At 65.5% G+C, this 12265-nt stretch carries 10 protein-coding genes and 2 pseudogenes; 4 read left to right on the top strand and 8 right to left on the bottom strand.

The features are described 5' to 3' along the window. Positions 1–32: 32 nt before the first annotated feature. On the bottom strand, positions 33–1337 hold the full coding sequence (locus tag AB0L58_RS39715; RefSeq protein WP_364395868.1) for a glycosyltransferase 87 family protein: 1305 nt from the start codon (positions 1335–1337) through the stop codon (positions 33–35). A 71-nt stretch (positions 1338–1408) separates the two neighbouring features. Continuing rightward, positions 1409–1804 carry an ankyrin repeat domain-containing protein gene (locus AB0L58_RS39710; protein WP_364395866.1) on the bottom strand — a complete coding sequence of 132 codons (396 nt, stop codon included), beginning with the start codon at positions 1802–1804 and terminating at the stop codon, positions 1409–1411. 113 nt (positions 1805–1917) lie between these two features. On the opposite strand from AB0L58_RS39710, the gene AB0L58_RS39705 reads away from it, so the two are divergent. Both AB0L58_RS39705 and AB0L58_RS39700 read left to right on the top strand, forming a co-directional pair. After that, positions 1918–2115: a hypothetical protein gene (locus AB0L58_RS39705; protein ID WP_364395864.1), complete on the top strand. Its 198-nt coding sequence runs from the start codon at positions 1918–1920 to the stop codon at positions 2113–2115. A gap of 46 nt (positions 2116–2161) precedes the next feature. After that, on the top strand, positions 2162–5209 hold the full coding sequence (locus AB0L58_RS39700; protein WP_364395861.1) for a BTAD domain-containing putative transcriptional regulator: 3048 nt from the start codon (positions 2162–2164) through the stop codon (positions 5207–5209). Positions 5210–5599: 390 nt separating this feature from the next. Here the strand turns inward: AB0L58_RS39700 and AB0L58_RS39695 are convergent, their stop codons facing one another. The 3 genes from AB0L58_RS39695 to AB0L58_RS39685 form a co-directional block, all read right to left on the bottom strand. Then, complete coding sequence (locus AB0L58_RS39695; RefSeq protein ID WP_364395859.1) at positions 5600–6499, bottom strand: aminoglycoside phosphotransferase family protein; 900 nt, start codon at positions 6497–6499, stop codon at positions 5600–5602. Between the two features lie 551 nt (positions 6500–7050). Further along, the gene (locus AB0L58_RS39690) at positions 7051–7407 is read right to left on the bottom strand and encodes a hypothetical protein (protein WP_364395857.1); all 357 of its coding nucleotides are present in this window, start codon (positions 7405–7407) and stop codon (positions 7051–7053) included. Positions 7408–7565: 158 nt separating this feature from the next. Further along, positions 7566–8855, bottom strand: coding sequence for a serine hydrolase domain-containing protein (locus tag AB0L58_RS39685; RefSeq protein WP_364395855.1), 1290 nt, complete (start codon positions 8853–8855; stop codon positions 7566–7568). Positions 8856–9180: 325 nt separating this feature from the next. On the opposite strand from AB0L58_RS39685, the gene AB0L58_RS39680 reads away from it, so the two are divergent. Next, entirely contained in the window at positions 9181–9615 is a 435-nt protein-coding gene (locus tag AB0L58_RS39680; RefSeq protein WP_364395853.1) for a hypothetical protein, read from the top strand. Between the two features lie 178 nt (positions 9616–9793). Here AB0L58_RS39680 and AB0L58_RS39675 read toward each other — a convergent pair whose 3' ends face one another. From AB0L58_RS39675 to AB0L58_RS39665, 3 genes and pseudogenes are all read right to left on the bottom strand, one after another. Continuing rightward, on the bottom strand, positions 9794–9967 hold the full coding sequence (locus tag AB0L58_RS39675) for a hypothetical protein (protein WP_364395851.1): 174 nt from the start codon (positions 9965–9967) through the stop codon (positions 9794–9796). Positions 9968–10210: 243 nt separating this feature from the next. Then, positions 10211–11470, bottom strand: coding sequence for a wax ester/triacylglycerol synthase domain-containing protein (locus AB0L58_RS39670; RefSeq protein ID WP_364395849.1), 1260 nt, complete (start codon positions 11468–11470; stop codon positions 10211–10213). 193 nt (positions 11471–11663) lie between these two features. Continuing rightward, positions 11664–11789, bottom strand: a pseudogene (locus AB0L58_RS39665) (IS701 family transposase); the annotation flags it as partial. Positions 11790–12118: 329 nt separating this feature from the next. Between AB0L58_RS39665 and AB0L58_RS39660 the strand changes: the two are divergent. Further along, positions 12119–12265, top strand: a pseudogene (locus AB0L58_RS39660) (cytochrome P450); the annotation flags it as partial.

Genomic DNA, 12265 nt, shown 5'->3' with positions numbered 1-12265 from the left:
CCTCCGTCCAAAACCCAGCATCCCAGAAAGGGTCAGGCCGCCGGGCGAGGACCTGCCAGGTCGACGAGATCGGTATCCTTCGGCGCGGAACCGGCTTCGCCCACTTGCGGCTTTGCCCGCCTGCTGGCGACCAGATACGCGACGACCAGCAACACGCTCAACCACACGTAGGTGTTGCCCCACAGGTGTTGCCAAGGCGTCCAGGCCAATTCGCGTCGATTATCGCCGGGCAGCCAGTTCTGCGGCCCGTAAACGAATGCCGCCGCGGTGAGCACGATTGCCACATACCAGCCGATCGCCCGACCGCGCGGCAGTGTGGTCGCATAGCAGACCATCGCGAACAGTGCGGGCGCGATCATCACCCAGTGGTGCGACCAGGAGATCGGCGATACCAGCAGCGTGAAGACGGCGTTGATGGACAGCGCGAGCGCGGGTGCCTCGGCGGCGTGGCGCATGGCCGGAATCACCAGCAGTAGCAGCGCCGCGCTCAGCACCAGCCACAGCACGGTGAACAGCGGCTTCTCCACACCGAATCGGGCGAGCACGGCCTGGATCGACTGGTTGGTATGGAAGGAGGAGCCACTGAGTCCGGAGACGTTGCCGAGGCCGCCGAACCAGTAGGTGACCGATTCCTTGGGCAGGATCGCGAAGCTCAGCGTGGTCGCCACCGCACCGGTGATCGCCGCCGTGACCGCGGCGCGATAGTCCCGGCGCACCAGGAAGTAGAGCACGAATGCGGCCGGTGTCAGCTTGATCGCGGCGGCCACGCCGACCAGCATGCCGCGCCGCCATTTCGGCTTCGCGGTCAGCGCGTCCGCGGCGACCAGCACCATCAGCAGCAGATTCACCTGTCCGAAATCCAGCGTCGAGCGGACCGGCTCCAGCAGCATGGCCAGCGGGGTCGCGCAGGCGGTGGCGAGCAGCGCGAGCCGCAGCCCGCTGCGCTCGGGCCAGCGCCGCCGCGCGACCAAATACAGCGTCACGGCCAGCGCGAGCGTCGAGGAGATGAAGAAGGTGAAGGCCGCGGCGTCCCATGGCAGCAGCGCGAACGGGCTCAGCACCAGCGCGGCGAACGGCGGATAGATGAACGGCAGGCCGATACCGATGGTGGTCTGCGGCAGTTGACCGTACATATCCGCGCCATCGCGCAGCGCCTCGATACCGAGCCGGTACACCTGCAGATCGATGAACCCACCGGTGATCCGGTGGAAGGGCCACAGTGGCGCTGTCAGACACCAGGTGGCGAAGGCGACGAGCAGTACCGGCACCAGCCACACCGCGCGCCCGAATCGGCGGTTCACGGGCTTCGACCTATCTGGGGTGGCGACACTACTCATCCGCGGCGACTATACCGACCCGCACGAACGCAGCCGAATCGGCGTTCTCGGTCATGACAAACGGCCAACGCTCACGACGCCCCGAACAAGCTCAGCAGATCGTTCTTGCCGAACATGGCCGCCGCGGCCCGCGCGGACGGTGTCCCGGCATCCGGATCCGCACCCGCGGTGAGCAGGGCCCGCAGAATCTCGGTCTCGCCCTTGAAGACGGCACCGGCCAGCGGTGTCTGCCCCTTGTCATTGGCCCGATTCGGATCGGCATCGCGTGCGAGCAGCACCTGGACGGCGTCTTGATGACCGTGATAGGCGGCCAGCATGAGCAGCGTGTCGCCGTTGTCGTTGGTGAGGTTCACCGGGACACCGGCATCGAGGTACGCCGTGAGCTGGTCGGCATCGCCGTGCCGAGCCAGATCGAAGATCTTGGTGGCGAGTTCGATCAGGTCCGCGTCCATCTCGTCATTGCCCATCTGCCAGTACTACCACTCGAGATGGGCCGGAGACGGCAGTTGTCACGGAATGAGATTCGGCCTGTCGTGGTCGATAACAGTTTCATAACTCGACGATCGGGTACTCGGTGAGCATGACAGTGACGCACAAGCGATTTCACCGCCCTGGCGGTGTCGATCGCGGAACTGCGCTGCTGGCCTCGGTAACCTGTCTGATTTTCGTGGCCGGCATCGCCACCATCACCCGTTCCTTCGCGACCACCGCGGCATCCGCCGGATGCATCGCGGCCGGATTGGTCGTGACCATCGGCATCCTGCCGCACAGTCGTTAGCCGGTCCATCAGCGACTCCGCTGCCCGATACGGCAGGCTTACTGCCGTGCGTGTACTGCTGCTCGGCCCCTTCGAGGTCCGCGATGACGAGGACCGACCGCTCCGGATCGCCGGAGTCAAGGTGCGCGCATTGCTGGCCAGACTGGCCATGGAACCCGGCCGGGTCGTACCCGCCGATGTGCTCGCCGATGCGATCTGGGACGGACGTCCGCCGGATAACGGCGCGAATGCGTTGCAGGCCTTGGTGTCTCGGGTCCGGCGCGCGGTCGGCACGGCGCGGGTCGAGGGACTGGCGCCGGGCTATCGGCTGGTCATCGATCCCATCGATGTCGATGTCGTCCGGTTCGAACGCCTGGCCGCGGCTGGGCGGGAAGCGGCTGATCTGGCCGCATTGCGCGAGGCCGAGGCGCTGTGGCGAGGGCCGGCGCTGACCGAACTGCTGGAGCTGCGGTTCGCGGCCGATGCGGCGGTGCGGTTGGACGAGTTGCGGCTCGACGCGGCCGAGTACCGACTGGGACTGGAGGTCGCCGCGGGCAACGATGTCCTCGACGAAGTGCGCGCACTGGCCGAGGCACATCCACTGACCGAACGCATCCAGGGTCTGTTGATCCGTGCGCTGTATGCGGGGGGTCGGCAGGCCGATGCGTTGGCGGCATTCGAACGCACCAGGGATCGACTCGGCGACGAACTCGGCATCGATCCATCCCCCGAACTGAGCGAACTGCACCTGTCGATCCTGCGGCAGGAATCCGCGCCGCCACGCCGACGCACCAATCTGCGCGCGCAGGTCACGAGTTTCGTTGGGCGCGAGGACGATGTGGCCGAGCTGACGGCGCGGCTCGCCGCCGCCCGGCTGATCACCATTGTCGGACCGGGCGGTGCCGGTAAGACCCGACTCGCCGTCGAGGTGGGCGCGCGGGTTTCCGGTGGCGTCTGGCTGGTCGAACTCGCCGCGGTGCGCGATCCGGAACAGGTTGCCACCGCGGTCCTCACCACGATCGGCGTACGCGAGGTGGGACTGCTGGAGCCGTCGGCGGGTGATCCGGTGGATCGGCTGGCGGAATACCTAGCGCAACAACATGTCCTGCTGGTTCTGGACAATTGCGAACACCTCGTCGATGCGGTCGCCGAACTCGTCGACCGGCTGCTCGGTGCCTGTCCGGAGCTGCGGGTGCTGGCCACCAGTCGGGAATCGCTCGCGGTCGACGGTGAACATATTCACCAGATCGGTCCGCTGCCCTGGCCCGATGATGCGGCCGCGGCCGAAAGCTTCCCCGCGGTGCGGCTTTTCGTCGAACGCGCACGAGCGGTGCGTCCGGATTTCGCGCTCGATGCCGGTACCGCCCTCGCCGTGGTGGAGATCTGCCGACGGCTGGATGGTTTGCCGCTGGCCATCGAATTGGCGGCCGCGCGATTGCGGGCACTATCGGTCGGCCAGATCGCGGCGAAGCTCGATGATCGGTTCACGCTGCTCGGTCGCGGCAGCCGGACGGCACAGGCCAGGCATCGGACACTGCGCGCGGTCATCGAGTGGAGTTGGGCGCCGCTGTCGGAGTCCGAACGTGAACTTGCCATGTGGTTGGCGGTTTTTCCGGCTGGTCCGACCCTCGATGCCGTCGACGATCTCGAACTGCTCAGCGGTTTGGTGGACAAGTCGCTGGTCGAGCGGGGTGGCGAGCGGTATCGGATGCTCGAGACGATTCGGTCGTATGCGTTGGAGCGGTTGGCGGAGTCCGGCCGGGAGGCCGCGGTTCGGGGTAGACAGGCACAGTACTTGCTGCGGCTCGCCGAATCGGCCGAGGTCGAACTGCGGTCGGCCGCCCAGCTCGACACGCTCGCGCGGCTCGATGCCGAACGCGACAATATCGCCGCCGCATTGCGATTCGCGGTTGACACCGCCGCCGTCGGGCTGGGCATTCGGCTGATCGCGGCAATGTTCTGGTACTGGACGTTGCGCGGAATCCACACCGAGCGGCTGCATTGGATGCGAGCCGTGCTGGAGCTTCCGGGCGAGGTGCCGGATGAGCTGCGGGCCTTGCGCGGTGTACTCGATGGGTTGTCGCGGTATGAGGGCGGCGCGATCGAGGACGGGCTGCGAGCAGTGGCCGCTGGTCTCGAAATCGTCAGCAGCTCAGGCGAGCTTCCCAGCGGACCGGCTCGTACGGTGTTGCTGGTGGCACCGGCATTCCTGGAGGGACGGAGCCTGTCGACCTCATGGTCCGGGCTGGTCGGATGGGAGCGAGGTATGGCGCTCTTGCTCGGCTGTACGAGCATCGACCAATTGGTTGACGCGAAAAAGGAATTCGAATCGATGGGTGAACGCTTCGGCCTGTCGACGACGCTCCAGTCGATCGCGGATGACCAGCTACGCCGCGGTGATCTACCCCAGGCGATTACTTCACTCACCCGCGCCGCGGCCGCCTTCGAAGAGCTCGGCAGTTCGGGTGATGCCGCGGCCGTCTGCGCCGAATCGGCAACCGCACTGGCTCGACTCGGTGAGCTCGACCGTGCCGAAGCCGCGCTGGCCAGGGCGGGACAACACGTCGCGGCGGCCGGAGAACCCGGCACCGCGACGTACGTGCGACTCGCGCGTGCGGAGTATCTGTTGCGTCGCGGCGAGCGGAAGGCGGCACTGCGCGAACTCGATCGTGCCGAAACCGGTCTCGCGAACAATGCCTTCGGCACTCGAATTCGGGCTCGGAGTGTGGCTTTCCGGGCGCTCATCGCGATACTCGACGACGATCCGGGGCAGGCGCGGCGAATGCTCGATACGATGACCAAGAAGCTGATCGGCCGAGACGGATCGGTGACCGCCGCGAGCGGGGCACAACCGGACGACCTGGCGATGTTCGCGCAACTGTACGCCGTACTGGCAATAGGCGACGGCAACCCGACCACCGCGGCCCACTTGGTCGGTGCCGCGGCCGCCATGCTCGGCGCCGAGGATCGGCGCGGTTACGACAATCTCGTCGCACCGGCAGACCGAGCCCGCGAAGCACTCGGTACGGAAGCCTTCGACACCGCCTTCGCGAGCCGGGCAGGTTTGCCACCCACCGCCGCGATCGAATTCCTGCTGGCACAGGCAACGACATGAACGCGATTCCGGCACATTGCGAGTAGTGCGCCAGTTCTCGGAATCTACTGGCATGGAAGCGGATTCGAGCATCCATTCGACGCCCCTGGCCGAACTGGAATCGACCGCGGTGGCCAGTGGATTCGCGGCGAGCACATCCATACGTCGGCCGAGTACCGATGCGCGCATTCGGCCAGGAATCCATCAGGCGCAGCAGCCCTGGCGCGACCCTGCTCGGGCCGCCACGTTGTCCGCCTGCGTCGCGCGGTCGGCCGTGCCAGCTCGCGCAGACGTGCGAGCACGGCGACCGTCGCGTCATGGGTTGAAAGACGTTGCCTGAGTTGGCATTTTATGGACAGCTGGGCTGAACCCGATGCGGCGGACGCCCCGCCGCTCGACGTCACCAGGACGTTATGACAGCGCCGTCCATCCATCCCACACCCGTGGGCCGATATCGCCACGTACACAGGCCAGGCGAAGATCCGCCTGCTGCTGGTACGCCGGATTCGCGGCGGCCGCCTGCGCGGCCATGGTGGCCATCCGGAACTCCCGGATATCGCGCAGCAGATAGAAGCCGCCCCAGCGCATCACATCACTGCCGTAGGCCCGGCAATACTCGGCGTACTGCGCATCGGTGATCCAGCCGAATGACGCACATTCGATCGCCGCATGCACCAGATCCCATTCCGGCGGACCGACCGACAGCAGTCCGGTATCGAGCAGGACCACGTTGTCGTCCTCCGTGACAACCACATTGCCGCTCCACGCGGCGCCATGGATGACGCACCACGGTCGTCCGGTCGGCAGCGCCGCCCAGCGACCGCGCAGTTCGGATAGATGCCTACGCATCCAGGATCTGTCGTCCGGGGTCATGGTGTGCGCGGCGTCGATGCGTTCATCGAGTCCGACGAAGGGCGCCACCTGTCCGACTTCCATATCGGTCGGTGGCGCCAAGCCGTGCAGCCGCGTCAGCGCGGCGGCCACCTCCGCGGGTGTGCCCGCGCGGTGCCTCGGCAACTCCTGCCAGAAGGTCACGGCACGACCGTCCACCACCACCGGCCGTGGCATATCGGAAACCGCCTGGGCCACTGGTATTCCGGCGGATGCCAACCATCGAGCGATATCGACCGCGCGCTTGGCGACACCCTGCTGTCCGGGCGCACCGATGCGCGCTATCACACCGTCGGGCAATCGGTAGTCGATCTCCCCCGTCACTCGAAGTAGTTGGGCCCCTGTGGCATTGATGCCAACGCCGGCGCAGGCGACCCGCAGAATCGACCACGTCCCGTCACCAACCCGCATCGCGGTCATTTCCCCATGGTAACGGTTCGATCTGACGAATTGCATTGATTCACAACCAATCTGATGTATCAACTACCGCACCGACCACAGGATGTCGCTCGAAGATCGCGGCACGATCTTGCCATGGCCGACGACGAGGTTGTTCGGATCGGCTCGAGTTCTGCTCGAGTCCGCGCCCCGGTGCAAGGATCGGAGTCTTCGCATAGGAGCCGAAGATCTTGCGGCCATGGTCATCACGTCCGTCGCGGACGCGATCGGCTTGGAAGAAGACCGGATTCCCCCGGAGTCGTCGTTGATCGACGAACTCGGCGCTGAATCGATCGACCTGTTGGATATGTGGTTTCGCATCCACCGGGACTCCGGTGTGGCGATCGTCCGGCGCCGATGTCGCCGCGCTGTTGCAGGCACTTCCCGACCGCACTCGGCCGCATATCCGAGGAAGAAGAACGCCTCAACGAATTCGCCTACGGCCCTACGACATCCGCGGCATTCTGGCAACAACCGTGACCCGCCTGACGCCCACGGCCATCACCCGCTACCACCACCTCGGTACCGCCCTCCTAGCCTGGACCACCCGGGCCGATCGTGAACGCGACGCTGCGCCCGCGTGCGTCCAACGTGCCGTCGCCCCAGCTCGCACTGCCATAGGCATCGACTTCGATGGCGTACTCGCCGTCGGCCAATTCGGCTGGCAGTTGCACCGACGCCGATGGCCGTCGGTCCACGAGGTCCAGGTACACCCGCTGCGGTTCACCACCCAGCGCCACCAAGAAAATCCGCGCGTACTCGAACTTCTTGCGGGCGGCCGATGCGTTGGCGGCCGACCATGTGATACCGAGCGACCGGCGCGCGGAATCGGCGAACTCGATGGCGACTCGCAATGTCGCCGCACCCTCCAGCCCGGCCCGGTTCCGCACGGCTTCCTCCTCGTGTGCCCGCTACGTCGCATTATCTTCCGGGCGGGGTCGGCCGTAAATTCAGCTCACGCGGTTTCCATCGATTGCCATGGTCAGGCCGATCGCCCCGGCGCCCGCGATGAGTACACCGGTGTCATCCATCCGACATCACCTGCAGGTCATCGACCAGGAGTGGTCGACTCGGTGGTGCTTGTCGGACTCGCGCCGGTGGTCGCCGCAGGCGGGTTCTTCCCCGGCAGGGCATCGGCACCGTAGAAGGTCGGCAGCATGCCTTTGACCAACACCAGGGCCGACCCCTCACCCGACGGAACCGTCGCGAGGTTCGTGGCGACCACGATCGTCAGGTCCGATGCCGGGTCATGGCCCATGAAGGTCATGAATCCCGGGAGCTGACCGTCGTGTCCGATGAGGTGCGTGCCGAACCGCACGATGCCGAGACCGTATCCGGCTCGGTCCGGATCGGCCGGATCGATCGGCTGAATGCTGTCCAGCCGAGTCCGCTGCATCTTCGCATCGAGCAGGCCACCGCCGACGAGCGCCTTCACATATGTCGCCAGATCGTCGGCCGTCGAGATCGCACCACCGGCGGTCCACGCCCAAGACACGTTGATATTTGTTTGGTTGCTCGGTTTCAGGGTGCCCGCGACGGCCTCGGCTTGTTCGGCCGGAGGAAGCGTGTACGTATCGATGGTGGAAACATTGGTGCCGAAGGCATAGCCCTGTGGATGCGGATCCGGTATCGAAGAGTCCGCGGGCGCGGGCAGTGATGTGTACTCGAGGCTCAGCGGTTCGAAGATGCGCTGCTGAAAACTCTCGGCGGCCGTCATCTTCGTGAGCTTCTCGATGACCAGACCGAGCAGGATGAAGTTGGTATTGCTGTACTCGAACTTTTCCCCGGGCTGAAAGTTCACCGGGTGCGCGAACGCGATGGCCAGCAATTCCTCCGGTGTCCACACTTTCTGTGGCTCGTTGTCGAGCGCGGCGTCGAACTGCGGGTCGAAGGTGTAACTGTATAGCCCGCTGCGCATTTCGTTGAGCTGAGCAATCGTGATCCGATCCCCGTTCGGCACGCCGGGCCAATACTTGTCGATGGGGTCGTCGAGCGCGAGCTTGCCGTCCTGCGCCAACTGCAGGATCACCGTCGACGTCATCGTCTTCGTATTACTGCCGACCCGAAAGTAGTCGTCGACCTGCATCGGCTCACTCGAGTCGATGGCTCGAGTACCGAACGCCGCAGTCCAATTGCCTTGCTTCGGCGATTTGACCACCACGACAGCACCCGGGATGACATTGTCCTTCATCAACGTGGTTATCACCGGCCGTAGAGCGGCCGCATACGCGGGCTCGGCCCCCGCCGTGGTCGATTGCGCGGAAGTCCCACCGGACTCCGTCGATGTCCCACAGCCCGCGACCAATAACGCGGCCGCAGCACACGCAGCGATACCCATCCTGTGTCCCATAACGCTCCATTCGAGGTTTGCTGGAACGTGGCTATGTAGCGCGGGGCAACACTAACTCCGAACGACACGGTTTCGGGCGGGAATGCCGGGGCAACCGGTCGGCTCGTACCGGACATCGCGGTCAGCACGTAGTTCGGTAGACGGTGAACCGGTCCTGGTCGACACCGAGCGTCGTCTGCCTCTCCTGAGGCAAAACCACTTGACTCCGGGATTCTCGGCGCGGCCTGCGCCGATGTGATCGGCGTCTCAGGTACCGTGCGACGCCTACGCCGGGCCATGAGGGGCTCGGTCGGCACAGCGAAAGGCGGGCATGATGGGCAGACTCTCGCGTGGCGCGGCCGGTGTGGCGCTGGCGGCGGCGTGTCTGGCGGTACCGACAACCCTTGCACCCCAGGCGAATGCGACGATCGCTCCGACCCTGTCGGTGGCGATGACCGGCTTGACGCTCGGGGCAAACAGTGTTGCTTCGGTCGGCTGTGGGCAGACCGCGCAGGCGACCGTGCGGCGCCCAGATGGCACACCGGTGGATCGTGGCGTCGTCGAATTCACGAGCCGCCTGCCCGGCCTCGGCGGAAACATCGTCGGGACCGTGCCGGTCTCCAACGGCACCGCGAGCATCCTCTGGATTCCGGATATCGCGGGCCAACATGTCGTCAGTGCCGTCTACTACGACGGTCTCCCCGACTACCAACCAGCAGCCGGGTACACCAATGTCACCGCACTGAACCTCGGCGGATTCTGCGTGTAGCTGCGAACGATCCGCCGAAACGACGAAGGCCCGGTCCGCGTGGACCGGGCCTTGTCAGTGGGCCTAACGCTGCACAACCCGAACACTTTGACGGTGGCGGGTCCGGAACTCCAGATCAAGCCGGTAGGTAGGTACGCACCAAATGGCGACGGGTGATGGTCGCTGATGGCAGCAAACCTCAGCGCAGCAGATGATCTCGTCCGTGCTCGCGGACGTCGATCACCCCGTCGACACCCGCATCGCCCTGCGCGACCAGATCAACGCTCTCGGCACCCGACTCGATGCGATAGCCGAAGACCACGCGGACCGGCACGCCAGCTGACGGCGGGAAGCGTCGAACCCGTCGGATCACCGCGGCGGCGGTGATCGCCGAGGAAAGTCACCGGCGGCGACTCACTGTGCGCGGTGTGCCGTTTCGAGCGGGGATCGCGAGCGGGCATCGACTCGGCGGCCGGGGTGCGCTGAAACCAGCCTCACCGCCTGCGCCGAGGGTCACAATGGCAGTCCTGAGCAAGGGCGCTGCAAAGTACCAATTCGAACTCGCACGGAAACGTCTGTGCCCGCGTGCTGTTGGCCTATCGCGCAGAACCCGAGCCTAGGATCGACTCAGCGTGGCCGCGTTGCTCTGCCATGAGAGCAGGGTCTGCTCCCACATGCGGTGGATTTGGTCGAGCCCGGAGAATCCGGCGTTCGTTCTGAAGCATGCGGTGGCGCTGTCTCCATGGACGAGGAGAAGCACGCTCAGCGGAATGCCTCCGAGGGTGGTCGTGATCGGATCGATCGCGGTGACGGGATCGCCGTGCAGCGCGAGGGGATGACGCAAAACGACATTCGACACCGCGGCCGGAGCACGTCGTGGAGTCGAGATAGCGGAAAACGTTGCGCGCATGAGCCATGCGGGCGTGCTGTCGAAGTTGCGGCGCAACGCTGCCCGGACAGTTGGTGACTTCAACGGTACGGTGGCGCGGATGGTGCTGGTCAGTCGTTGGTCGAAGGGGAGCGGCGCTCCCGGCAGTCTGAGGTAGGGGATGGCTGTCCTGTTGCCCGCCAGTGCGACCTCGTCCGGGCGACGGACGTTGGCCGCCACCAGGAACGGTATGTCGGGCAAGTCTTCAGTCCCGCGGATCTCGCTCTGCCAACGGGTGAGCGCGTGCGCGAGCGCTGCGATGTATACGTCATTGCGGGTGCAGCCGAAAGCACGGGCGACGGAGGTCAGCGTGCTGGTGGGCACGCGACTCCACGCGAATCCGACCTCATTCGCGGGCCGACACCCGGGCAGGTCCCAGGCACCCAGGCTCCGAAGGCTCTGCAGATCCGTTGCGGCGCACTGCACTCGCGTGCGGGCCGAGGTGCGAGGGTATTGGGCGAAACCGTGATATGCCGCCGAAGATTCACTCTCGGGGACACCAGGCGCGAACAGCGACTCCAGTGTTCGAAGCATTCCCGCGCCGTCTTGTACGCAGTGTTGCACCAGATACAACAGGGCGTATCGATCCGGCGCGTAACCGCGCAGCAAGCACATCCGCCAGTGCGGAGCGCCCTCCGGCAGCGGAGTTTTCGCCAGCTCGACAACGACCTGCTCCAGATTTTCCTGGGCGGGCACAACGTGCTCGACAACATGGCTGGTCAGGTCCACCTCGTCGGCCACCGTCCAATGCCGGGCTCCCTGGGGCATCCATACCGCCAACGCCGGCAGAGCGGCCAACCGGGTCGCGATGTAGTCCTGGATGTCAGCGAGGTGGGGCGGTTGCCCGTCGAAGTGCAGAACTGCGCCGATATTCAGCGGAATTTCGGGAGAGCCTAAACCGCGTAGCGTCCGATCCATTGCCGTAGTGGGCATGTCGAGGGTGCTCATCGTGCAGGTTCCTTCAATTGTGCGGCTTCGGCGGCATCGCCGCGTCAGCGGAGTTTCCATATAGGTCAGCGAGACCGCCAGGCACGGCAGTTGTATTTCGTTGTGTGGTAGTCGGTTTCGTTGATATCCGATCTGTTGGGCGTGGGTTCGGTGGTGTTGCGCGGCGGCGAGGAAGGCGTAGGCGCGGCCGACCATCGGCACTCCAGCGTGACCGGTTCAGAAAATACCGCAGCCCGTCCGGCTCCACCACACCCGCGGCCTCGGCCAACTGCCAGGAGTTCTTGCGCTCCACCGGCGCCCACAAACCGGTCACATACGCCCGCACCCGCCATCACGGCGCCACTCGCCCGAACCCCCCGCCCGAACACCTCATCGAAAGCACGCCATCGGCACCATCAGGCCTGCACCAACCGGTTTCGACGCGCGATAATTCGCACCGGCTGCTGCCGGTGCGGCACGGAAGGATTGGCACGAAATAGCGCTGGACAGTACGCTTCTCGAACTAGCAGTAGTAGTTGTTCGGCGGCCGAAAGCAGGGATGCGCGGATGATCGCGTCCCAGAACACACGAATATCTGGAGTACCATTCTTGAGTACGACACAGTCCCGACCGAACACCCCGACCTGTCCGGTCGTCCACGGCTCGCCGATGACTACCGAAGGTCCGCGGGTGCCGCTGTACTCGCCGGAATTCGCCGCGAATCCGCACCGTGTTTACGACGAAATGCGAAGACAATACGGCTCTTTGGCTCCGGTTGAACTGGCGCCGGGCGTGCCGGCCACGTTGGTGGTCGGG

The sequence above is a fragment of the Nocardia sp. NPDC052112 genome, from assembly GCF_040680135.1.
Lineage (GTDB): Bacteria > Actinomycetota > Actinomycetes > Mycobacteriales > Mycobacteriaceae > Nocardia.
The sequence above is the reverse complement of the archived record's forward strand: the minus strand, read 5'-3'. Positions and strand labels throughout refer to the sequence as shown.

Excerpts from the sequence above, each read along its gene's own strand:
- AB0L58_RS39705 (WP_364395864.1), top strand. The coding sequence starts at position 1,918 with ATGACAGTGACGCACAAGCGATTTCACCGCCCTGGCGGTGTCGATCGC.
- AB0L58_RS39695 (WP_364395859.1), bottom strand. The coding sequence starts at position 6,499 with ATGACCGCGATGCGGGTTGGTGACGGGACGTGGTCGATTCTGCGGGTC.
- AB0L58_RS39710 (WP_364395866.1), bottom strand. The coding sequence starts at position 1,804 with ATGGGCAATGACGAGATGGACGCGGACCTGATCGAACTCGCCACCAAG.
- AB0L58_RS39680 (WP_364395853.1), top strand. The coding sequence starts at position 9,181 with ATGGGCAGACTCTCGCGTGGCGCGGCCGGTGTGGCGCTGGCGGCGGCG.
- AB0L58_RS39685 (WP_364395855.1), bottom strand. The coding sequence starts at position 8,855 with ATGGGTATCGCTGCGTGTGCTGCGGCCGCGTTATTGGTCGCGGGCTGT.
- AB0L58_RS39715 (WP_364395868.1), bottom strand. The coding sequence starts at position 1,337 with ATGAGTAGTGTCGCCACCCCAGATAGGTCGAAGCCCGTGAACCGCCGA.
- AB0L58_RS39670 (WP_364395849.1), bottom strand. The coding sequence starts at position 11,470 with ATGAGCACCCTCGACATGCCCACTACGGCAATGGATCGGACGCTACGC.